General features: G+C 64.2%; 12 protein-coding genes and 1 tRNA gene. 10 read left to right on the forward strand and 3 right to left on the reverse strand.

Translation table 11 applies throughout. The features are described 5' to 3' along the window. Positions 1-12 precede the first annotated feature (12 nt). The 6 genes from IG178_RS18395 (at position 13) to IG178_RS18415 (ending at position 8446) form a co-directional block, all read left to right on the forward strand. A complete protein-coding gene (locus IG178_RS18395; protein ID WP_226895561.1) occupies positions 13-2949 on the forward strand; it encodes a family 43 glycosylhydrolase in 2937 nt (978 codons plus the stop codon). A gap of 303 nt (positions 2950-3252) precedes the next feature. Further along, entirely contained in the window at positions 3253-6732 is a 3480-nt protein-coding gene (locus IG178_RS18400; RefSeq protein WP_193214040.1) for a sulfatase-like hydrolase/transferase, read from the forward strand. 205 nt (positions 6733-6937) lie between these two features. Beyond that, positions 6938-7025 (forward strand) — tRNA-Ser (locus IG178_RS18405). A 99-nt stretch (positions 7026-7124) separates the two neighbouring features. Beyond that, positions 7125-7388 carry a hypothetical protein gene (locus tag IG178_RS18410; RefSeq protein WP_193214041.1) on the forward strand — a complete coding sequence of 88 codons (264 nt, stop codon included), beginning with the start codon at positions 7125-7127 and terminating at the stop codon, positions 7386-7388. A 32-nt stretch (positions 7389-7420) separates the two neighbouring features. Next, entirely contained in the window at positions 7421-7876 is a 456-nt protein-coding gene (locus IG178_RS25635; RefSeq protein WP_226895562.1) for a hypothetical protein, read from the forward strand. Between the two features lie 117 nt (positions 7877-7993). Next, on the forward strand, positions 7994-8446 hold the full coding sequence (locus tag IG178_RS18415) for a HEPN domain-containing protein (RefSeq protein WP_343226016.1): 453 nt from the start codon (positions 7994-7996) through the stop codon (positions 8444-8446). 598 nt (positions 8447-9044) lie between these two features. Here IG178_RS18415 and IG178_RS18420 read toward each other — a convergent pair. The 3 genes from IG178_RS18420 to IG178_RS18430 all read right to left on the reverse strand — a co-directional run bounded on the left by IG178_RS18420 (position 9045) and on the right by IG178_RS18430 (position 13442). After that, positions 9045-10565 (reverse strand): FAD-dependent oxidoreductase, encoded by a 1521-nt coding sequence (locus tag IG178_RS18420; RefSeq protein WP_193214043.1) that lies wholly within the window; start codon positions 10563-10565, stop codon positions 9045-9047. Positions 10566-10666: 101 nt separating this feature from the next. Continuing rightward, positions 10667-12877 carry a serine/threonine protein kinase gene (locus IG178_RS18425; protein WP_193214044.1) on the reverse strand — a complete coding sequence of 737 codons (2211 nt, stop codon included), beginning with the start codon at positions 12875-12877 and terminating at the stop codon, positions 10667-10669. Between the two features lie 13 nt (positions 12878-12890). Next, positions 12891-13442 (reverse strand): ECF-type sigma factor, encoded by a 552-nt coding sequence (locus tag IG178_RS18430; protein WP_226895564.1) that lies wholly within the window; start codon positions 13440-13442, stop codon positions 12891-12893. Between the two features lie 439 nt (positions 13443-13881). Here IG178_RS18430 and IG178_RS26245 point away from each other — a divergent pair, with 439 nt between their 5' ends. The 4 genes from IG178_RS26245 to IG178_RS18450 all read left to right on the forward strand — a co-directional run bounded on the left by IG178_RS26245 (position 13882) and on the right by IG178_RS18450 (position 23476). Continuing rightward, positions 13882-14676, forward strand: a complete 795-nt coding sequence (locus IG178_RS26245; RefSeq protein WP_193214046.1) for a PEP-CTERM sorting domain-containing protein — start codon at positions 13882-13884, stop codon at positions 14674-14676. A gap of 117 nt (positions 14677-14793) precedes the next feature. After that, positions 14794-18057 carry an RHS repeat domain-containing protein gene (locus IG178_RS18440; RefSeq protein WP_193214047.1) on the forward strand — a complete coding sequence of 1088 codons (3264 nt, stop codon included), beginning with the start codon at positions 14794-14796 and terminating at the stop codon, positions 18055-18057. Between the two features lie 95 nt (positions 18058-18152). Beyond that, positions 18153-22892 (forward strand): PQQ-dependent sugar dehydrogenase, encoded by a 4740-nt coding sequence (locus IG178_RS18445; RefSeq protein ID WP_193214048.1) that lies wholly within the window; start codon positions 18153-18155, stop codon positions 22890-22892. After that, complete coding sequence (locus IG178_RS18450) at positions 22889-23476, forward strand: RNA polymerase sigma factor (RefSeq protein ID WP_193214049.1); 588 nt, start codon at positions 22889-22891, stop codon at positions 23474-23476. The genes IG178_RS18445 and IG178_RS18450 overlap by 4 nt, the downstream gene beginning before the upstream one ends. Positions 23477-23708 lie beyond the last annotated feature (232 nt).

Consider the following 23708-nt stretch of genomic DNA (forward strand, 5'->3'; position numbering starts at 1 on the left):
CCCGAGACCATGATGAAAGCCTCCTTGATCGCCTTCGCCCTCGCTGGTGCCGCCCAGGCCTGGCAGCCGGCACCTGACTCGATGCTCACGGAATGGGGCGAGTCGCTGGGTCCGGAGAACGCGTGGACCGAATACCCTCGACCGGCGTTTGAACGCGAAGCATGGACCAACCTGAACGGCCTTTGGAGCTATGCCGTCACCCCCAAAACAACGGCAGCCGCGCCATCGACGTGGAGCGGCGAGATCCTCGTCCCGTTCTGCATTGAATCCGCTCTATCCGGGGTGAAGAAGCGGGTCACGCCCGACGACGCGCTTTGGTACCAGCGGAGCTTTCCGGGGCCGGACCCTGCGGCCGGCGCGCGGACCTTGTTGCACTTCGAAGCCGTCGATCACGATGCGACGGTCTGGGTCAATGGCACCGAGATCGGCCGTCACATTGGAGGCAATTTGCCGTTCAGCTTCGACATCACCGGGGCACTGAAGTCCGGCGATAACACGCTCACGGTCAGGGTCACCGACGCCACCGACACCGAATGGCAACTCCACGGCAAACAGGTCACCGACCCGAAGGGCATCTGGTACACCCCGGTCACCGGAATCTGGCAGACCGTGTGGCTGGAGACTCTGCCGGAACATCATCTCGAGTCGGTCAAGATGGTTCCGGCGATCAATGGCACCGTCACCCTCGACTTCACCGCCCGGGGCGGAGCGGAGATCCCGGTGGAGGTCGTCGCATCGCTCGCGGGCAAGGAACTCGCCCGCGTCTCGGGCAAGCCCGCGGAAACCTTGACCTTGAAAATTCCGGATCCGAAGTTGTGGTCGCCCGAGTCGCCCACGCTCTACGACCTGTCGATCCGTTTCGGCGACGACACGGTGAAGTCCTACGTCGGGCTCCGCGAAACCGGGATTTCCCGCGACGCGGACGGCCATCTGCGGTTCACCCTCAACGGCGAACCTTACTACCACTGGGGAATCTTGGACCAGGGTTGGTGGCCCGATGGCCTGCTCACGCCCCCTTCGGACGGGGGGATGGTCTCCGATATCCGCTTCCTCAAGGAGGCCGGCTTCAACACGATCCGCAAGCACATCAAGGTCGAACCGCGCCGCTACTACGCCCACTGCGACCGCATCGGCATGCTGGTCTGGCAGGACCAGGTCTCGTCGGGCACCGGCGGCAACAAGTTCAAGAAATCCAGCCCCGCGTGGCCGCGCCTGAAGCCGAACCCGCCCGAAGCGACCTGGCCGGACGATGCCCACGCCCAATACATGAGCGAGCTCAAGGGCATGGTGGACTCCCTCCATAATCATCCGTCGATCGTCGTCTGGGTTCCCTTCAATGAACGCTGGGGCCAGCACCGCACGACCGAAGTCGGCAAGTGGATCACCGGCTACGATCCGACCCGTAGTATCAACATCGCCTCCGGCGGAAACTTCTTTCCCGTCGGTCACATCGTCGATCACCACCAGTATCCCCACCCCGACTTCCCCTTCGACCTGGGCAAGGGAGGACGCTTCGACGACTTCGTGAAAGTGGTCGGCGAGTTCGGCGGCCACGGCTTTCCCGTTCCCGGCCACCTGTGGGACTCGTCGAAACGGAACTGGGGCTACGGCGGTCTGCCGAAGAACAAGAAGGAGTGGATCGCCCGCTACACCACCTCCGTCAACAAGCTCGCCGAACTGAAGAAGCGCGGCATTGCCGGCGGCATTTACACCCAGACCACCGACGTCGAGGGCGAAATCAACGGCCTCATCACCTACGACCGCAAGGTGAAGAAGCTGCCCGCGAAGCGTCTCGCCAGGATCCTCGCGAACTCCGGATTGTTGAAAGAGGGCAGCGACGCGTCGTCCACCGCCGGCATGGCCCCGGTGAAGATCCCCGATGCTGCCGTCGCACCGGTCGCACCCGCCATGTCCCGTGCGGAAATCGAAGCCGGCCTCTCGTCCCACGACCGCGCCCTCTACATCAAGGAGGGCTGGATCCGGGACCCCTACATCACCCTTGGCCCGGACGATTACTACTATCTGACGGGTACGACCATCAACGAGGACGACAAGCGCGAAGAGACCGACCCTTACAATGTCGGGCTCGGCGGGCAGTCGGCGGTCGGCAACACCGTGCGCGTCTGGCGGAGCAAGGACCTGATCGAATGGGACTACCTCGGGACGCCGTTCACGCTCGCGGACAGCGTTCACCCGCAACCCGGCAATGTCATCTGGGCGCCGGAGGTCCACTGGGTTCCGGAAATGAACCGCTGGGCCCTGGTCCACTGCCCGAAGCAAAAGTCCAACCTCGCCCTTTCCGCCGGGCCGGAACTGAAGGGACCGTGGAGCCACCCGATGAAAGGCGGCTTTGCCGGGCACCACGACCCCTCGCTCTATCACGACGGCTCGAAGTGGTGGGTGCTCTCGGAGAACACCATGGTCCAACCGCTCGCCGACGACTTCAGCCGCTTCACCGGCCCCAAGGTGCGGATCGATCCCAGCGGTTCCCGCCCCGGTCCCGATGGCAAGCCCATCTCACGGATCGGCCACGAGGGCGCGACCATGATCAAGGTGGGCAACCAGTATGTGCACCTCGGCACCGCGTGGTCCACCGACCGCGGCCGCAAGGGCTCCTACAATCTCTACTACAGCACCTCGGGCAAGATCACGGGGCCCTACGGACCGCGCAAATTCGCCGGACGCTTCCTCGGACACGGCACGCCGTTCCAGACCCGTGACGGCAAGTGGTGGAGCACCGCCTTCTTCAACGCCAACGTTCCCCCGCTGGCACGCGACGGCATCGAAACGCGGGATCTCTCCGGCGACGCCCAGACGATCAACCAGCGCGGCACCACCATCGTTCCGCTCGACGTCTCCGTCCTCGACAACGGCGAGGTCCGGATCCGCGCCAAGGACCCCGCTTACGGAACCCCGGGCCCGGACGAGGTGCAAAAGTTCGGTCCCTGATCCCAAGCGCTGGGGTGACGGGCCAATGATGGAGGGAACACCTGCGTTGCAGGTGACACTACCCCTTTTGAAAACCCATCGAAGGCAACCATCCCGGCCCGCTCGACATCCTCTGTTCATGGCGACACCCGGCGACCGATCCATCGCTTGGGCCGGTCGGTAGTTCGCACGTGCTTGCGGCCCGCTCCGGTTCTAACGGCCGATCCCGGGATCCCGTCTTTATGGGGTATCCACCGGCATGTGGACAAGGCCGGGACAATTCTTCGCCCCGGCCCCTCCGCCTGCCATCTCCCGAAAGACCCAATGAAGCCCCTGTTACTCCTCCTGACCCTGCCCGGACTTGCCTGCGGCCTGACGCTCGACTTCAAACACAACGGAAACGCGGATCCGGATGGAGTCGCCGGTCCCGTGAACCTGGGGGTCACCTCTAGCAGCATCACGGCAATCGACGACGGCAATGGCGGGACCATCGACGTCGCCCTCACGGCAACCGGAGGCAACATCAATGCCGCGGACGTCGGGCTCGGCGTCGAGGGTGGCAGCGGAGGGCGGCTCGACTCGATCGAGAGCCTGGCCTTGGCCTTCAGCCGGGATGTGATCGTCACGGGCTACACCCTGGAAATGTTCGATGCCGGCGAGGATTCGACCCACGCCACCCCGGTGGAAGGAACCGCGACGGAGACCACCGCCACGGTGACCGGCCTGGCGCTGCCGCTCATCGCCGGCGAAGGCCTGACCCTTTCAACCCTCACCGGCAACGGCGTCCGGCTTGCCAGTGTCGACATCGACCTCGCCGAGGTCCTCTTCCGCGACAGCTTCGCCCGCACGTCCCAGCCGGCCAATGACATCGATGCCGATGCGGGAGGCATGGCGGGAAGCCAGGCTCCGCTCAGCTACGTCGAAACGAACGACGTCGCCGCCGGCCTGACGAACATCGAAGGCAACCAGCTTCACCTCGCCGACGGGCCGAACAGCTCGCAGCTGCATCTCGGACACAACTTCACGGAGGCGGAGATCATCGCCAACGGCGGGTTCACGCTCAACCTCGACATCGCGAGCAACGACGGCGGTGCGGATGACCGCGACCGTTTCATCGGCGTCGGCGTCGGCATCAGCGCGACGGAGCTCGGCAGCTATGGCGCCGACTTCACGGCCACGGCGCTCGCTCCCGGCATCCGCGGAGCACCGGGCGGGGCGGTCGCTGGCTCCGGCGTCGCCGACTGCTACGTGGGATTCCGGCGGAACGGCACTGCCGGCGAGGAGTCTACCCTGGAGGCGGAGATCTACCAGAACGGCATTCGCACCGCGGTTTACCCGACCTTTGACAGCGGAAACCCGATCCAGATCGGCGCCCGCGGGCACTTCAGCGTGCGCTTCGCGTGCAACAGCTTCGGCGCCGGCGCGCAGGTGATCCCGGTGATCACCTGGGGCGACGAAACCATCGGCGCCGCTGACGACCTCTCGTTCACCTGGCAGGAAAGCGATGCCAACCATATCGGTATCACGGCGCGCCAGGACGGGAGCGGCTGGAGCGTCAACGATCTCTCCATCATCGCGGCGGGCCCTAACATTCTCACCGAAGCGATCGACGATTCCTTCGAGGTCGCCCGGGACGCCCTGGCGACCCCGCTTGACGTGCTCGCCAATGACCTCGGATTTGCCATGGCTTCGGGCATCGCCAGCGTGACGGAGCCATCCCACGGGGAAACCGCGGTCAGTGCTGGCAAGGTCGACTACACGCCGGAGCCCGGCTTCATCGGGACGGACAGCTTCGGCTATGAACTCGGCAACGGATCGGCGGCGACGGTCACCGTGGAGGTTCTTTCGCCGGCGCGCGACGACTTCTATCAGGTCCTTCGCAACAGCGCCGCGAACCATCTCACGGTGGGAGACAACGATCTCTCCGCGGCGGCGATCACCGCGGTCAGCGTCCCTCTTCACGGCATGGCCTCGGTCAACGGCCTGGGCATCGACTACACCCCCGCCCCGGGTCACATCGGGCCGGACAGCTTCAGCTACACACTCGCCGACGGCTTGACCGCGAGCGTCACCCTCGACGTCCGGGAGTTCCCGAACTTCCTGGTGATCTACGCCGACGACCAGGGCTGGACCTCGCTCGACATCGGGATGGACCAGGACAATCCCGAGTCGAAGAGCGACTACTACATCACGCCCAAAATCTCGAAGTTCGTCACCGAAGGCATGCGCTTCTCGCGCGGCTACTCCCCCGCTCCGAACTGCTCCCCGAGCCGCTACGCTCTCCTCACCGGAAAGACCTGCCTGCGGCTCGGTCTCACCGACATCGTCGGCCGCAACTTCAACCCGGCACCGAACACCGGCGAACTGCTCGTCTCGCCGGGCAAGCCGGTGAATGCGATCCAGGACGCCGAGACCACCACCCCCGAACTCCTGAAGACGATCCCGGGCGCCCAATACGCCACGGCCCATTTCGGGAAATGGCACCTCAACGGCGGCGGTCCCGCCGGACACGGCTTCGACGCGAGCGACGGCGCCACCGGGAACAACGAAGGCGACGCGGGCCCGGCAAACACGCCGGTCGAAGATCCGAAGCTCGCCTACTCGATCACCAACCGGGCCATGACCTGGATGGAAGACGAATCTGCCCGCCCCTTCTACCTGCAAGTGAGCCACTACGCCGTCCACGCGGAGATCCAGTACTCCGCGGCGTCCCGGTCGCTCTATGACGGCGTCCCGGCCGGCACCGACCACTTCAACCCGAACTACGGCGCGATGCTCACCGACCTCGACACCGCCGTCGGCAGGCTCCTTGAAAGGGTCGATGCCCTCGGGTTGCGCCACAGCACCTTTATCTTCTATCAGGCCGACAACGGCAGCCCGCTCGATCTTTCCGCCAGCCCCCCGCTGCGAGGCGTCAAGCCGGAGGTCTGGGAAGGCGGCATCCGGGTGCCGACCATCATCCGTGGACCGGGCATCACCGCGAACAGCCAGATGGACACCCCGGTGATGGGCATCGACATCCTCCCGACGATCTGGGAACTCGCCGGACAAGCGTCCACCGATCTCCCGCAGGACATTGACGGCGGCAGCCTCGTCAGCGCGATCTCGGCGGCTTCCGCCGGCAACCGGCACCCGTCCATCGGGCGCCCCGGCGAGCTGGTCGCCTACACTCCTCACTACGTCCTCAGCGCCTACAAGGACCAGCGCCCGCGCGCGGTGATCATCGACGGCGACTACAAGCTGGTCGCCCAGTTCGAGTTGGGAACCATCGAGCTCTACAATCTGGAACAACGCATCGAGGAAGACACCGATCTCGCTGGCGTGGATGTCGGCAAGCGCTGGCAGCTCTGGGTCCGCTTGCGCGACTACATGAAATCGGCCGGTGCGCTCTACGCCCTGCCCGACCCTGACAACTTCTCCCCGGCCGACGGCATCGACGACGGCGATGCGGACAACGACGGCCTCCCCGACGAGTGGGAGATGCGCGAATTGCTGACGATCGCCCTCGACGGCACGGCCGACACCGACGGCGACGGGGTGTCAGACGGCCAGGAACGCTTCCAAGGCACCGACCCCCTGTTGCCTGAAGCACTGGCCATCGCGAGCCTTGTCCGCGGCGGCGATGGCACGCTCACCCTGGGCTGGGACAGCACCCCGGGTGTCTACCGCGTCGATTGCTCGGAGGACCTCAAGAACTGGGAACCGGTCAATGTGATCACGATCAACACGGGAGCGGGATCCGCCACCGTCGACATCACCCCTGGCGAAGCGAAGAAGTTCTTCCGGGTGGTTCGGGTGCCCTAGCAATGCCGGGGGCCGAAGATCCACCGCCATGGAACGATCAGGAGCCCCCGGCACTCGACTGCCCCCACTAAGTCGCTCATCTCCATTTACCCGGCGACTCTCCCCACGGAGACTTGCCAAGAAACTTGCCGTCCCCGGGGATCCGTGCGTAAAAAGCGCGGCCGGGCTTCCGGACGAAAGTCCCAAGCCTTCCAAGATCCGACCAGGAGGGGTGGCAGAGTGGTCGATCGCGCCGGTCTTGAAAACCGGAGAAGGGAAACCTTCCGTGGGTTCGAATCCCACCCCCTCCGCCATCCTTGATAAATCAAGGTTTCGAGGCATTCGGGAGCACCCAAACCCACCAATTGGGAACAAAACCGGGAACACGTTCGGATAGGTCGTTATGGTTCGACATGGTTCGCGAAGTCGGGATATTCGCTAATGTGAAAGAGAAATCCCGCCCCATTCGCCGCGCCGAAGCGGCCGAAGACCTGAATCGAAGGCTCCTCTCGATAATCGACGACCTCGACAAGATCCCAAAATTCAAAGGGAAGGCCGGTTTCATGAGAAAGGTATTTAGAGCCCATACCCGCTCCCACAATCTGGCCTGGGATCTCCGATACGACGCCGATGAGGAGGCCGATCGCCAAGCATCCGGCCGGGCCATCATCCGCTGAGAATACCAAGCCCAAAGCCAGCCTATCGGCCCATGACGACGCCACAGGACCCTCACCTTGATTTCTGGCAAGCTGTCCACGAAGTGGTGGTAAAAGCAGGAAGATCCCTCCCTACTGGTGACGACCCAAGAGCTGTGTTCTGGGACCATCCTGATGAGCTCTGGAAGAACGAAGCTGCGCTGGAGGATTACGAAATCGAACTCCGAAGTGAACTGCACGAGTTGGTCGCCACGTTCTGCAGGAATCAACAGTGGCCGAAGCGATCAAAGACAGCGGTTAGATTCCTTCTCGATATCCGGCTCGAGTGGGCCAAGGGATTTACGTGGATCCTCACGGTTCCTTCGACGCACCTCGGCGGCGCCGCCATGCCCCGTCCTGAGCATAGCGGATGGGACTTTATCCAATGGTTGCTCACGGACGCATACGAGAACAGGTCCCTTCCCCAGCCCTACATCCCAATGTATTTCCCACCCCCAAGAACTTCCTGATTCATATGCCTCCACGCCGGAATCTGAAACCCAGTGAATGGCTATGGGGGCACTCGCAGGGTCCATTTGAAGGAAATGACATCCGCCAACGAGGAGGCCACCTAGATCGAGCAGTTTATTCCCGAAGGCACTAATGGCTCGACAGGCTTTCGCGCCGACTTGGCAGGGCTATTGGTTGTCGCAATGGCGGCTGCATACGAATCGTGTGTGAAGGAGGTTTTGATCGCTCACGCGTCTTTTAGGCATGGAGACTTCGAGTATTTCGTCACCCAGCACTACGCCAAACTGAACAGCAAGATTGGAAAGGATGATTTGCTACGTTACGCCAAGCTATTCAGTGCCAAAGTTCATAAGGATTTCAAGACTCTCCTGAAAAAGCGATCTGATGCTATAGCAAGTCGGACTGGCATGGACATTGCCGAGAAATACGGACAGATTTTATCGTGGCGTCATGACTACGCACATGCAGGCCTCCAAAACACCACGGTCTCCGAAGCGGCGAAATTCCACGTTTTCGCAAAGCGAGTGCTTTACTGCTTCGATGAAGCTTTTTCTGGGAAAATCACCTGACGAAAGTGAACGCCTTCAGACCTTAAAATCCATCGATGGAAGTCCCAGCGTTTCCCGTCGCGCGCGAGTGAATTAAGGCATTCTAAGCCCTGTTTATCTCAGCTTTGGATAGGTAAGTGGGGAAAAGTTTCGGTTTGCAGGAACGTCTTCAATCTCACGTGTATCCAACGAAGCTGCGATTCTTGGATTCACGGATTCTGCGGCTTCCAGCGCCAAGTCCAAATAGGATGCCGCCCGCTCCTTCAAAGTCCGTTCAGCGGTAGTTATTGTAAATGGCATTCTCCCTCTACAGGCGCGCCAGCAGCACACCTTGCAGAAACGGCAGTCCTCTCATGCGGGGAGACTTGGGAAGTTTAATGGAACTCCCGACACTTCCCCGGAGGCAATTCACTTCATTAAAAGTGGACAGGCAACTCCGCGCAATCGAGATCGCCATCCCTTTTGGAACGTATCTTTCGCGACTTTGGAACCGGCATCGTACGTACCTACATCCCCGGATGTGAGATCAGCAGAAGCGCTGACTGATTCCTAAAAGGTGTTGTCGAGTGATCGAGAACCTCACCCCCTCCGCCACTTTGTGGTTCCGGCTGCATCGATATCACGCCGGCTGACGGGTCCTGGCCTCCCGGGCTCGTTGCCAATGCGCGGGGGAATCCATGGTCGCCAGGATCTGCTCCGTGGTCAGCGCATGCTTCACGGCATGCTCCAGCCGGATCTGGCGCTCAGCCCAGCGTTTCTGTTCCTGCGGCGAGGGCGGCTGGATCTTCCACGGCACCTTTTGACCGACCAACAGCGCCCACCACCCTTCGGTTCCGAACTGGGAGGCCCGGGGCAGCAGCCAATCGCGGGCGAAGGAGCTCGGCCCGTTCTCCTGGAAGAACCCAACGATGCGCGCCGCGTCCTCCGGCAGCGGCAAGTCGCGGCAGTGTTGCCAGAACGGTGTGTCTAACAGGGTGTTGAACTTGTAGTGCACCATCAGGAAGCCGTGGATCTCCGACCAGACGTTTTCGGAGAAACGGTTGTAGAGATCGATGAGCGAACTCCGCAGCTCGAGCCGGCCTTCCTGCAAGCTGGCGGCGAGGGCCCGGAGCTCCATGCAGAGCACCATCAGGGCGGTCGCTTCCATCGGTTCGACGAATCCCGCGGAATTCCCCACCGAGCAGACGTTCCCGACCCACGAGCGCCGGTAGTGGCCGGACCGGAAGTTCACGAGGCGCGTGGTCTCCACCCGCGGGTTGCGTTTCCGGAACAAGCTCTCCGCCTCGTCGTCGGTGGTGAACGCGGACGAGTAGACGTAGCCCCGGTTGACGTGCTCGCGGTGGTCGATCCGCCAACTCCAACCGGCCGGCATCGTCTCCGAGGTCGTGAAAGGTTGGATCGGATCGCCCCCCTCCCGTTCCCAACCTCCGACCACCGCCCGGTCGCAGATCAAGGTGTCGGCAAAGGATTGGAAGGGCTCCTCCAAGGCGCCGTGCAGCAACTCGCTGCGGAAACCGGAGGCATCGACATAGAAATCCGCCTTCACGACCTCCTGCCCGTCGACCACCAGATGGCGGATGCGATCCCCGTCCCGCGCCGTGCCGGTGACCTCGGCGTCGGTGATGCTCACCCCCACCTGCCGTGCCTCGGCCTCCAGCCATGAAACCAGGCGGACATTCTCAAGGTGGTAGCCGTAGGCGCCGTCGAACCGCGGTTGGCCGTTGTCGTCCGGGAGAAACACCTTCCGTTGCTGCATCATCCGGCCGATGAAGCCGGCGGCATAGGGATCGCCCCAGGAGTAGAATCCATTCGGCCGCCGGAAGCCGGTGTCCGACACACTGTAGTGGTTGCCAAAGGCGTAGGGGAACTCTCCGCGGGGTCCCCAGATGAAATGGATGCCGCGCTTCCACACAGGCCGCACCTCGCGGAAGAAGCGCTCCTCGTCCAGTTGCAGGTAGTCGAAGAGGAATGCCGGGAAGTTCGGGGTCGTGCCCTCGCCCACCCCGATGATCCCGATCCGGGGACTGCGGAGCACCCGCACCGACACCGCGGCGGGCAACTTTTTCCGGAGGGTCAAGGCGGCCAGCAATCCGGCCGACCCCGCGCCGAGGACGACGATCGATGAGATGGGTTTTTTCATGGGTTCTTTCCGGGACATGACCGTACCCGTGCAAACGCACCGGTGACAGTGGAATGCCCCTGGTGGAATCCGTCAAACCGCCCGAAATCCCGCCAACAAAATCAATGGGTGCTTACCCGGCCCCTCGCCTCGTCGACCAAGAGCCCGGCAATCGCCCAGTCGTGCCAGTAGGGCGGGATTTCGCGACCCAGCTCGAAATCCTTGCCGTTGCAACTCGCGGTCAACTCATGGGCGTGGGCGAGCGCCGTCTCCGCCGCCGCCGTGTCGCCCAGCGCGGCGTGGGCCATGGCTGCGACCGCCTCGAGCGATACGACGCAGGAGCTTTTCCTCTCCGGCCGCTTGAAGCCGAGATCACAAGCGCGCAGCGCCTCCTCGTGATTCCCCGAACGGAGATGAAAGAGGGACAGTGAGAGCGCGGACCAAGACGGGCATGGGGTGCTATCCGGGTCTCCCATCGTCAGGACGTCCCGCTTCAAGTGCCGCAGCATCTTCCCGTCCGCGGAATGGATCAGACACACCTTCAACAGGTGCTCGGCCTTGTGGCGACTTGCGGCGGGCGTGTAGCGATCAACCACCTCCTTGCGGAATTCGATGTATTCCGTCTCATCGTGTCTCAGCAGGGCCGCGCTGATGGCCATGAGATCATCGCCCTGCAGGATCTTCTGCGGGCTGTCGTGGCGGTTGGCCTGCCTCAGCAGCCGGAAGCACTGCAACGCCTCGTCCCAACGGCCGCTCTTGGCGTTCCAGTCGCCGAGCGCGCGAAAAACCGCCGCGGCCTCCAACGAGGGCTCGATCGAGGACAGCGGATACTTCTGCCGGAGCTCGTCAGCCTCGTCGATGCGACCCTGGTCCAACAGGAATGCCGCGCGGGCGACGTTCGAGCGGGCGTCGGCCTGTTGGCGCAAGCGGCTTTCCTCGTTCCGCGCCGCCTGTGCCTCGTTTTTCAGCTGGATTTGCCGGATCGCGGACTTCCGTTCCCGGTCGTACATCGCCGCGGTGACCGCCAGACCGCTGACGAGGAGGAACAGGAACGTCACCGCCGCCGCGAAGGCGATGCGGTTGCGCCGGACGAACTTCGCGAGCACGTAGACCCGGGAAGGCGGACGGGCGGCGATCGGCTGATAGGTGAGGAAGCGCTTGATGTCGATCGCCAGGCCGTTGGCCGTCTGGTAGCGGCGCATGCGATCCTTCTCCAGGGCCATCATCACGATCCAATCGAGATCCCCCCTCACGAAATCAAGGAACGCGGCGGGTTCCATGCCCCGTTCACGGGCGAGCTCCTTGAGCTTTTCCGGCGGCAGCTTCCCGAGGAACTCCGAGGGACGCTGTGTCTCCGAGGAAAGCAGGGACTTGCGGATCTGAGAGAAGTTCAGGCCGGGATCGGCGGAACGGTCGATCGGCGTGGATCCGGTGAGGAGTTCATACAACAAGACCCCGAGGCTGAAGATGTCGCTGCGGGTATCGACGTCGATGCCCGTCATGGCGACCTGTTCGGGGCTCATGTAGGCCGGCGTGCCGATGAACTGGTCGTGGGCGGTGATGGTGTCCCCCCACGCGCCCCCGGAGGGCTTGGCGATGCCGAAGTCGATGATCTTCGGGACATTCTCACCGTTCAAACGGCTGACGATGACGTTCGACGGCTTGATGTCGCGATGGATGATGCCCTTCTGGTGCGCGTGCTGGATGGCATTGCAGACCAGCATGAACAGTTCGAGGCGTGCCGCGCAGTCCAGCTTGTAGTGGTTGCTGTAGCGGACGATCGACTCGCCCGACACCAGTTCCATCGCGAAGTAGGGCTTTCCCGACGACGTGGTTCCGGCATCGAGGACCTTCGCGATGTTAGGATGATCCATCAGCGCCAGCGCCTGCCGCTCGACGTTGAAGCGCTCCAAGGCGTCACGGTTTTCCTCGCTCATCCGGAAAACCTTCACTGCCACCCGCCGGCGGATCGGTCGTTCCTGCTCCGCCTCGTAGACCACGCCGCCCCCGCCCTCGCCGATCCGGGAGACGAGGCGGTAGCGGTCGATCCTCTCCTGCAGGAAATTGTCGACGAAGCGGGGCGGGATCGCCCGCGTGCCCTTCTCCGAAAGGATGGAAGCGGTCACCTTGGTGCGCTGCTCGCGGGCCTGGAGGAAGAACTCCGCCGCGCCGTCCGCCGCTTGCAGCAACTGCGTCATCTCGACCCTCGCCGCCGCGCGGTTCTCGAAAACGCGTTCAAGGAACACCTCGCGGGTGGATGGATCATCCAGCGACAGCGCCACCTCCATGATGGCGCTGCTGATTTCCTCGTCGTGCTGATCTCCCTCGTTCATCGGACCGGTCGTTCTATTCGCCCTGATGGTCGTCCTGGATCAGGCGGTAGAGCTTGGCCTTGGCGAACATCCATTGCCGTTCCACCGAACGCATGCTGCGCCCCGTCACCTGACTGATTTCTTCAGTACTCAATCCCCCGTAGAATTTCAACAACACGACCTTCGCGGAATACGGGTCGACCTTCTCGAGCTTGGTCAGACAGTCGTGGATGAGCAGGATGTGGGTGTCGTCCTCGAAAACCCCGTCGTCGAGATTCTCGGGCGGGCGGGTCCGTTTCTTCCGCGACTGCGCGCGGATGCGGTCGACCAGGATCCGGCGCATCGCCTGGGCGGCGGCATTGAAGAAATGCTCCTTGCTCTGCCACACCTTGCCGTCGATTTCCGACAGGCGGATCCACGCCTCGTGGACCAGGGCGGTCGGCTGCAGCGTCTTGCTCGGGCTGCCGCTGTCCAACCGGAAGGCCGCCAGGCGGCGGAGCTCATCGTAGACGACGGGCAACAGCTCGTCCGACGAGAAGCAGAATTCATTCGCCCCGATGTCGGGACTCCCGGTCGTTGTTCCCATTGCCATCTCGGGTAGGTTCGACGGCATGGGGGTGCAAGTCGAATCGTCGGCAGCCGCCAGCCGCGCCGAATGCACGGCGGGCGGCACTTTGTTGGCGGGTCACGATGGTAGATGTCGTAGTCCATGGTGAAACTCAGGCCCATCGGCAACGCGCGCGATTGCCGCGCTGCCGACGGAAACAAGTGTCTTGGAAGCACGCCGGGGAATCTCCGTCTTCCGTCAATCAAGGGCAACCGACGGGCGGATGCGCGGACGGTTTGGGTTCCGTCCGCGCATCCACTTTCTTTCCGGAGGCAAACGGACGCCGGAAAAACCCGAAAGATTTTTGGCGGGTTTCGAGGGACGACGTCGGAATCCGGATTGATCGCCGGCATCCGCCCGGGCGTTCCGGGCGCAGCCAACGCGGCGATCAACCCAAAAATATCCAACCCAACCATCAGTGAAGCATTCGTTTCTCCCCGCCCTGATCACCACCGGATTGATCCCCGCCGCGAGCCACGCCGCGTTGATTGCCACCGAGAATTTCGATTATTCCAACGGCTCGATCGCCGGCCAGAGTGGTGGCACCGGCTGGAACTACGAGCGCACCGACGAGCCGGCAGCACCCGCCCAGACCGCCTCGAACTGGAACGACACCTTCGGCGACGCACAGGTCGTTTCCACCGCCCTCGTGACCAGCGGCAGCGGCGCCCATCGTGAATTCGGCGGAATCACCGAGGGCACCGGCGGCGACAGCAACGAGCGCGAGGGCGCTTTCCGCGGAACTGGTACAATGTTCTTCTCCGTCAGCTACACCCCGAACACCGCCAACCAATGGGGGGGTGTCAGCTCTTACGACTTCGGAACAGAGCGGATTTTCTGGGGTGCGCCGGGCGGCACCCCGGGCGGCAATTTTTTCGGCATCGACGTCGCAGGAGACCAGACGGTCTCCACCATTCCCGTGGTCACCGGCCAGACCTACACACTGATCGGGATGCTGGATTTCGACAATGACCTCCTCGGCCTCTGGGTCGATCCCGACGGCAGCGACACGGTGACTTCCCACGACGTCTCCGCCGCGTACACCGGGGGCAACTGGTCCTCCGCCCTGCGCCTCGCGTCCGGGCATGAGAGCACTTGGGACGACCTGCGAGTCGGAACGACCTTCGCGGACGTCGCCCCGGTGCCGGAGCCGTCAACCGGCCTGCTTGGCCTGGCGGCAGCCGGCCTGCTGTTCACCCGCCGTCGTCGCTGATCCGCCGAAGCCGTCACGACCGGGTGATCCCGAAACGGGGACACCTGGTCGTTCGTGTTCCGGCGCAGCCCCCCCCGGAACCTGGCGGATCCCTTTGATTCCATTTCCAACAAACCCATGAAAACCAATCGATACCAGCTCCTCTTGACGGCCGCGCTCGCGCCGGTCGCGCCCCTCTCGGCGCAACTCATCGGCACCGAAGACTTCAGCTACGCCAACGGTCCGGTCGCCAACCAGTCCGGCGGCACCGGATTCAACTACGACAACTTCGACAAGGCGGTCACCGCCTCGACCTCCGACTGGGACAACACGGGCGGCACGCCCAATGTCACCGGCAATGCCCTGGTCACCGACAACAGCGGGGCCAAGCGCGAATACAACGGCCCGGTCGAGGGCACCGCGGGCGCCGACGGCGACGACACCCTCGAGCGCAACGGCGCGCTTCGCGGCAACGGTCGCGTGTTCTACCGCTTCACCATGACCCGTGGCGCCGGCACCAGCTGGAGCGGGGCCAGCAGCTACGACTTCGGCACCGAGCGCGCCTTCTTCGGGGTGCCCGGCGGCAACGGGACCTCCGGTCAGCTCGAGTGGGGCTGCAGCGGCAACGGCAACGACTACCGCAGCGGCATCCCGGCCGACAATGCCACCCACACCATCGTCTCGGTCCTCGATTTCGATCACAACTTCATCGGCATCTGGATCGACCCCACCGCCACCGACTACTACGACCCGGCCGACGGCTCCAACTCGACCGATGCAGGCGGGGTTTACACCCCCGACAACTGGTCGACGGCCGTCCGTCTCGCTTCCAGCGCCGGCGGCACGACTTGGGACGACCTCTCCGTCGCACTCGATCCGGTGAGCGTCGGACTGCAAGACTTCGTCGACAGCGACCAGGACGGCCTGCCGGCATCCTTCGAAACGCTGTACGGACTCGACGACAGTGATGACGGGACCGTCGGCGAGAGTGAGCCCGGAGCCAAGGACGGCCCGAATGGCGCACTGGGAGATCCCGATGAGGACGAAGTGAGCAACCTGGTCGAGTTCCAGGACGGAACCTCGCCGATCGATGAGGACACCGATTTCGACTTCCTCACCGACTTCGAGGAGAAGACCTACGAGACCGATCCGCTCGACCCCGATTCGGACGGAGACTCGCTCTTCGACGGCGACGAAGTTTCCGTCTACTCCACCGACCCCAAGCTCGCCGACACCGATGGTGGCGGCACCTCGGACTTCACCGAATGGGCGCTCGGCACCGTGCCGGAGACCGGCAACGCAGGGGACGACCCTGCAAGCAACGGCAACCTCGAACTGGTCGGCCTGGAATTCTTCGACACTTACCTCGACGGACCGATCAACGGCGCCACCGAAGGCCTTGGTTGGGACTATGACAACAGCGCCCTGGGAGAAACCTTCATCGGCCACACCACCTACAACAGCGCCTGGACCAACGTCGGTGGAGCGCCGGTGATCCAGTCCGGCACCCTGCTGACCCAGGAGAGCTCCGTGAAGCGGGCCTTCCACGGCGGATCGAACAGCACCACCGCCGTCGTCGGCGAGAATACCGGGCACTGGCGCGAAGACGCCGCTGCGACCGGCGTCAATGGCAGCGACCTGCTCTACGTGAAAGTGAACATCACCCGCCAGGCGGGGGCCACATGGAGCGGTCTCAGCCTCTACGACTTCGGGGCGGAGAAGATCTTCCTCGGCGTTCCGAACGGCGTCAACCCGGAGTCAGGCGTCCGTGAATACGGGGTGGAACAATCCAATCCCCAAGTCACCGCCTTCTCGGGCATCGCGCCGGTGACCGGTGCCCCGGTGACGCTGGTGGCGCGATACAACTTCGCGACCTCGACCATCGACTTGTGGGTCAACCCCAACCTCGGGGCCCCCGAAGGTTCCTCCCCGATTCTCGCCACCCTGAATGCGGATCCCGCCCAGATGAACGCCACCGCCCTGCGCCTGGGTTCCGGCGGCACCGGCACGACCGGTTGGGATCAGCTGGTGGTGGGGACCACCTGGGACACCCTCGACTCGCTGCCCTCCGACAGCGACGGCGACGGCATGCCCGACGCCTACGAGAATCTCTGGGGCTTCAATCCGGATGTCGACGACGCCGGAGACGATGCGGATTCCGACGGCAGCACCAACTACGCGGAGTATGTCGCCGGGACCAATCCGACCGACAACGACAGCGACGACGACGACCTCCTCGACGGCGAGGAAGCGACAGCCGGCACGTCCCCGTTGAACCCTGACACCGATGGCGACGGATTGACCGACGGCGAAGAGGTGAAGACCTACGGATCCGACCCGCTGCTGGTCGATACCGACGAGGACGGACAGACCGACGGTGGCGAAGTCCAGGGCGTCAATGGCGCCACCTCGGACCCGACGGACCCGGCGGACACCGTGGGCGCACCGCTGCAACTCATCGGCACCGACGACTTTGCCTATCCCGACGGCGCGGTGGCCGGCCTGACCGGTGGCTCGTACTTCGACTACGAGAATTCGCTCTTCAACGGCCCGTTCATCGGTCACACCGGCGAGCCCTCCGACTGGGACGGGACGGCCGTCGTCGCCAGCGGACGCCTCGTCACCCAGGAGACCTACGCGTTCCGTGACTTCAACGGCCCCGACGAGGGTGCGGGATCCAACGAGGCCCCGACCGGCGCCCGTTGGGGAGCGATCAACGAGGAAGGCGATTTCGACGCCTCGGTGGTCTACTTCAAGACCACGATGACCCGCCGCCCCGGTGCCGTGCTCAGCGTCTTCGGGCCCGATGACTTCGACGCGGAACGCCTCGGCTTCGGCATCGTCGACAACGCCGGCACCCCGCAATGGGGTATTCGCGAGGGCGCCGAGGTGACGACCGACGCCGGCGCGATGGCGGTCACGGACGACCAAACCTACCTCGTGGTGGGCAAGCTCGACTTCACGGGCAACCTGCTGAGCCTGTGGATCGATCCCGACCTGGCGGCCGACGAGGCCTCGAACTCCGCCCATGTGACCCGCGTCTACGAGGGCGGCAACTGGGCATCGGGCGCCCGCTTCACCTCGACCGGCACCGGTGCCACAGAGTGGGACGATGTCGCCGTGGCGAACACCTGGGAGAAGCTCGCCGGCGAAGCCGGATTGCCGATCCAGCTCACCGTCTCGGCCCTCGACAGCGGGGCTGGCACCATGAGCATCACCGCGACGGGGATTCCGGAAGGAACCTTCCACCTCCGCAGCTCCAGCGACCTCGAGACCTTCATACCGCTGGTGCCGCCCTTCGACTTCGACGCGACCACGCCGCAGCCCTTCGTGATCCCGGTCAGCCCGGGCACCGATCCTGCGCTGTTCTTCCGCGCCGAGGAAGGCCCGTCCTCCCCATGATATCCTAGGCCCGCAGGGCACCCTGATGGCCCGCCTTGCAAGTTGCAGGGCGGGCCTTTTCAAGCATCTCCATTCCATCCGCCGAATCCCATCCCGTGAAGCCTTACCTTCTGCCTCTTCTCTTGCCGCTGCCGCTCGGTGCCATCCCGCTCGGCGCGGATTCGTTCTCCTACCCGGACGGCAGCATCGCCGGACGCGACGGGGGGACCGGCTTCAACTACGACAGCTACGACCAGGAGGTCACCGCCACGGCATCGGATTGGGACGAAACCTTCGGCGTGGCCGCAATCAACGCCGGGAAACTCGGCACCACCAACTCCGGCGCGATCCGCGAGTACAACGGCGACATCGAGGGCGCGGGTGGAGCCGCCAACGACGGCCAGGACGACCACGAGCGCAGCGGGGCGGTGCGGGGCGCCGGCCGCGTCTTCTACCGTTTCGAACTGACCCGCGTGTCAGGCGGTGGCTGGAGCGGCGCGAGTTCCTACGACTTCGGCACGGAGCGGGTTTTCTTCGGCGTCCCGAACACCCTGAACCCCGAAAGCGGCAACCTCGAGTTCGGCTGCGAGATCACTGGCACCGGCATCCGCCATTTCAGCGGAATCCCCGCCGACAATGCCACCCACACCCTCGTGACGGTTCTCGATTTCGACCACAACTTCATCGGGCTGTGGGTCGATCCGGATGCAGATGACTTCTACGTCGCGGCCACCGGGGCCAACACCTGCGACGCCGGCGGCGCCTACACTCCCGACAACTGGTCGACGGCCGTCCGATTCGCTTCCGGCGGCACCTGCGAGTGGGACAACCTCGAGGTGAACACGGCATGGGAGGATTTCGAGTTCGTCGACCCCGACAGCGACGATGACGGCATGCCCGATGCCTGGGAAATCGCCAACGGGCTGGTCGTGGGCACCGACGACTCCGCGCTCGACGCCGACGGCGACGATCTGTCGAACCTCGATGAGTATCTCCACGGGACAAACCCGCAACTCGACGACACCGACGACGACGACCACAACGACGGCGAGGAAGTCGCCGCCGGCACCAATCCGCTCAATCCCGCCAGCTACCCCGGCGCGGTCATCCCCACGGGCCTGGTCGGGGCGGATCGCTTCGACTACGCCGACGGACCGGTCGACGGCCGGAACGGCGGCCTGGGTTGGGATGCCGACAATTCCACCGAAAACGACGCCTTCATCGGACCAACCGGTACGGCCTCCGACTGGACCACGATGTTCGGCAGCCCCCAGGTGGTCGACGGCGCCCTCGTCACCGGGGAAAGCGGTGCCAAGCGCGAATACAACGGCCCGGTCGAAGGTGCCCAGGGTGGTTCCGACGAACGCGCCGGTGCGGTGAACGACGACGCGGCCTTCGATTCCCACGTCGTCTACTACAAGTTCGAGATGACCCGCGAGGAAGGCGCCACCTGGAGCGGCGCGAGCTCCTACGACTTCGGCGCGGAGCGATATCTCTTCGGCGTGCCGGGTGCCGCCAACCCGGCATCGGGAGAGCGGGAGTTCGCCATCCACGACCTGAATGCCGACCAGTGGGGTTACTCCGGCATCGCCCCTGTTCCCGGGGTCAAATACACGCTGGTGGCGAAGCTCGACTTCGACAACGACGTCGCGGCGCTTTTCCTGAATCCGGACCTCAACCAGTCCGAAGCGGCCAACGCACCGGTCGCAACCTATCCCCACACCAGCGGCAACTGGTCGACCTCGATCCGCCTTGCCTCGGGTGGCAGCGGATCGGTGGAGTGGGACAACGTGCGCGTCGCCTACGCCTGGGAAGGCCTCAACGACGGGCCGCCGGTGGCCAACGATGACAGCGCGACGATGCACCACCTCGCCAAGGCACGGTTCAAGGTGTTGGCCAACGACGGCGGCTTTCCCGACCCCGCCTCGGTTACCGTGCTGACTCCTCCGGCCCACGGCACAGCCACGGCAAGCCCGGACGGCACGATCCTCTATCAGCACCTCGACGGCACTCCGGCCAATGATTCATTCACCTACCAGATCCAGAGCGCCGGCAGTCCGCTGACGGACAGCGCGACGGTCAACATCGACTTCACCACGAACGCCCGCTTCGACTCGGATTTCGTCTCACTGCCCCCCACCCCGCCGGTCGGTGCCTTGCGGATCGAGGATGCCCTGCCCGGCATCACCTTCGACGCGCCGCACGGCTTCAGCCTGGTCCCCGGTGACGAGCGGATGCTCTTCGTCGTCGAGGGCGACGGTCGCGTCATCCTGATCCCGGACATGACCGCGCCCGCGAAGGTCGAAGTGGTGAACCTCACCGCCTCGGTACAGCACGACAACAACGAGCTGGCCTGCAAGGGCATCGCCGTCCACCCGGACTGGCAGAACAACGGCCAGATCTATGTAACCTACAACTCGAGCGCCGGCACCGTGCGGCTCTCGCGTTTCACCTGCCTGACGAGCCCGCCGTTCACCGCGGGTCCCGAGGAGATCCTGATCGAACAGGACAACGACGATGCCTACCACAACATCGGATCCTGCGAGTTCGGTCCGGACGGCTATCTCTATGTCGCCTTCGGTGACGAGGGAACCCAACAGGACGGCCACAACAACTCACAGCACGTCGACCGCAACCTCTGGTCTTGCATCATCCGCATCGATGTCGACCTGCACCCGGGCAGCCTAGCTCCCAATCCCGACCCGGGCCCCGATCCCTACGCGGGTCCGGACCCCGGCGGGCAAAGCAACGACGCCGACCTCACCATTCCCCGCCCCGGCGGCGCAGCGCTGTACGCGATTCCGCCGGACAACCCCCTCGTCGGGGCGACAGAGTTCAATGGCATCACCCTGGATGCCGGCCAGGTCCGAACGGAGATCTTCGCGATGGGCCTGCGCAACCCGTGGCAGTTCTCGGCCGAGGACAACGACGGCAACGGCAGCGTCGACGAGCTGTGGGTCGGCGATGTCGGGCGCAGCAACCGCGAGGAGATCGACGTCTTCCTGCCCGGTGAAAACGGCGGCTGGGGCTGGCGCGAGGGCACCGCCGCAGGACAGCGCGCGGGTGACGACCTCAACGTCGCCCCGGAATCCGCGGCGACGTTGGTCGAACCCCTGTGGGACTATGGTCACGGGGGCGGCCCCTATCAGGGCCAATCCATCACCGGCGGCTTCGTCTACCGCGGCACCGCGATTCCCGGCCTCACCGGCAAGTATCTCTGCGCCGACTATGTTTCGGGAAACATCTGGAGCATCGAGCGGACCGGCGGGCCGCCGCTGGTCGAGCGCCTTGCAGGCGAGGTCGCGATCGTCGGCCTGCTGCCGGACCCCGTGACCGGCGGCGTCTTGCTCCTCGACCGCGGTAACAACGGCACCAATCCCGGAACCGGCAGCATCAAGCGGCTGGTAGTCGGGGTCGATGACAGCAGCTTCTCGCCGACCCTGGCGTCGACCAACTTCTTCGCCGACCTCGGTGACCTCACCCCGAATCCCGGCGGCAACAGCTACCAGCCGAACCTCCGCTTCTGGTCGGACCACGCGGAGAAAAGCCGCTGGTTCCTGGTGAAGAACACCACCGACACCGTGGGTTATTCGGAGAACGGACCGTGGAGCTTTCCCGAGGGCATGATCTGGGTGAAGCACTTCGACTATCCCACCGAGTGGGAATCCTTCACCCGCACCATCGCCGGCCAGAGCTACACCGACCGCCGGCCGGCCGCCGGCTCGCCACGCCGCCGCCTCGAGACGCGCTTCCTCGTCCGCACCGACGCAGGCAGTTACGGCATCAGCTACCGTTGGAATGCCATCAACGGCGGCACCCAGGACGACGCCGTCCTGGTCGGGGACCATGGCGATGACCTGCAAGTGGACATCACCGTCGACGGGGTGCCATCGCAGGTCGCCTGGCAGATTCCCTCCCGCTCGGCGTGCATCACCTGCCACACACCCGAGGCAGGGCACGCACTTTCCTTCAACAGCCGCCAGCTCAATGCCGCGGGCAACATTGCCGGCATCGGCGGCAACCAGCTCGAAGCGCTCGACCTCGCCGGCTATCTTGCCGGCCTGACGGCCGATCCCGCCATCCTGCCGCGTCATTACCGGCCGGATGAAAGCGATCAGAACCTGGAGACCCGCGTCCGCTCCTACCTCGACGTGAACTGCGCCTACTGTCACCAGTCCGGCGGCACCGGGGGCGGTCTCTGGGACGGCCGGGCGTCGCTGTCGCTGATGCAGACCGGGCTGCTCCACGGCATGCCGGTCGAGGCCCCCATCGATCCGGGCGATCGCCTGGTCGTCGCCGGCAACGTGCCTCATTCGATCGTTTTCAACCGCGTGCTCGGGGCCAACGGCTACAACCGCATGCCTCCCCTGGCTACGACCGTGCCCGACCTCGAGGGCGCGGAGCTGATTGCCGACTGGATCACCCAGGAGGTCTTCCCCTACGCGAACTACGACGAGTGGCGTGACGCGAAGCTCGGCGCCGCCGAACCCGGCGACACAGGCTTGACCGGGAATCCTGACGGCGACCGGCTCGACAACCTCGGGGAGTGGGCATTCGGGACCGAGCCCACCCTGAGCGACGACCACCTCGCCACGCCGGTTCTCCTGAACTCGGAACCGGGTAGCGGAACCTTCCGCTTCACCCACCGTCGCCTGCGCATGCACGCCGTCGCGGGGCTGCATTACAAGTATCTGGTCAGCGACGATCTCGGCGAGTGGCAGGAATCCGGCGCGACCGAGGAATCGCAGGCGATTTCGGAAGCGGGCTACGAGACCGTCACCCTCGTTCTTGAACCCGCCGCCGTGACCGGGCGCATGCGCCTGTTCCTGAAGGTCGAAGCCGTCACGGAGCCATGATCGGACCGTCGAACTCCGCCGCTGCCTCTTGTGCCACCGTCGACGACGATCGGTTTGAACAACTTTTGTCCGCTCATCAGGAGCCGATCCTGCTCTATCTCCGTTCTTTGGTTTCGGATCACCACGATGCCCAGGATCTCCTGCAGAAGACCAACCTGATCCTCTGGCGGAAAAGGGATCAGTTTGTCCCAGATACCAACTTCCGTTCGTGGGCATTGAGAATCGCACGCCTCGAAGCCCTCAACCAGGTCCGGCTCCAGCGCCGGAGCCGCCTGGTGCTCTTCGAACGGGACGAGTTTGAAAACATCGCCGACCCCGACGTCGCGGAAGAACCGGCGGATCCCGCGCCCTTGCTCGCCCTGAGGGATTGCCTCAGGCGCCTGCCGGACCGGGATCGCGAGCTGCTGCTGATGCGCTATGCCACCGAGCATACGCTCAACGACTATGCCAAAACCCTCGGTCGCAGCCCGGGAACCCTGAAGGCCCGCCTCTACAAGATCCGGGAGGGATTGAGGAAGTCCATCGAGGACCGGCTCCGCGACCGGGAGCATTTCCTCGGACAGGAAGCGGGAATGGTCTCCTGATTCGATCAGGCGATCAGATCCTCCGATTCTCGTTCGGTTCTCAGCGGGATGTTTCGTCGAATCGTATCTTTCTCGCATCATCACTCGCCAGATCCCCGCGTTAATACCCACACGAATCGCAAGGAATAACTCGGAATAATGCCACCGGGAGCGCGGTGACACACATTATTTAACACATTCCTTGCCAATAGTCCGGATTCCCATGATGGATCATCGTTATGCACCGGATCCC

It is taken from the genome of Neoluteolibacter marinus (assembly GCF_014904755.1).
GTDB classification, from domain to species: domain Bacteria; phylum Verrucomicrobiota; class Verrucomicrobiia; order Verrucomicrobiales; family Akkermansiaceae; genus Haloferula; species Haloferula marina.

Excerpts from the sequence above, each read along its gene's own strand:
- IG178_RS18450 (WP_193214049.1), top strand. The coding sequence starts at position 22,889 with ATGATCGGACCGTCGAACTCCGCCGCTGCCTCTTGTGCCACCGTCGAC.
- IG178_RS18395 (WP_226895561.1), top strand. The coding sequence starts at position 13 with ATGAAAGCCTCCTTGATCGCCTTCGCCCTCGCTGGTGCCGCCCAGGCC.
- IG178_RS18420 (WP_193214043.1), bottom strand. The coding sequence starts at position 10,565 with ATGAAAAAACCCATCTCATCGATCGTCGTCCTCGGCGCGGGGTCGGCC.
- IG178_RS25635 (WP_226895562.1), top strand. The coding sequence starts at position 7,421 with ATGACGACGCCACAGGACCCTCACCTTGATTTCTGGCAAGCTGTCCAC.
- IG178_RS18425 (WP_193214044.1), bottom strand. The coding sequence starts at position 12,877 with ATGAACGAGGGAGATCAGCACGACGAGGAAATCAGCAGCGCCATCATG.
- IG178_RS18430 (WP_226895564.1), bottom strand. The coding sequence starts at position 13,442 with ATGGGAACAACGACCGGGAGTCCCGACATCGGGGCGAATGAATTCTGC.
- IG178_RS18440 (WP_193214047.1), top strand. The coding sequence starts at position 14,794 with ATGAAAACCAATCGATACCAGCTCCTCTTGACGGCCGCGCTCGCGCCG.
- IG178_RS18410 (WP_193214041.1), top strand. The coding sequence starts at position 7,125 with ATGGTTCGCGAAGTCGGGATATTCGCTAATGTGAAAGAGAAATCCCGC.
- IG178_RS18400 (WP_193214040.1), top strand. The coding sequence starts at position 3,253 with ATGAAGCCCCTGTTACTCCTCCTGACCCTGCCCGGACTTGCCTGCGGC.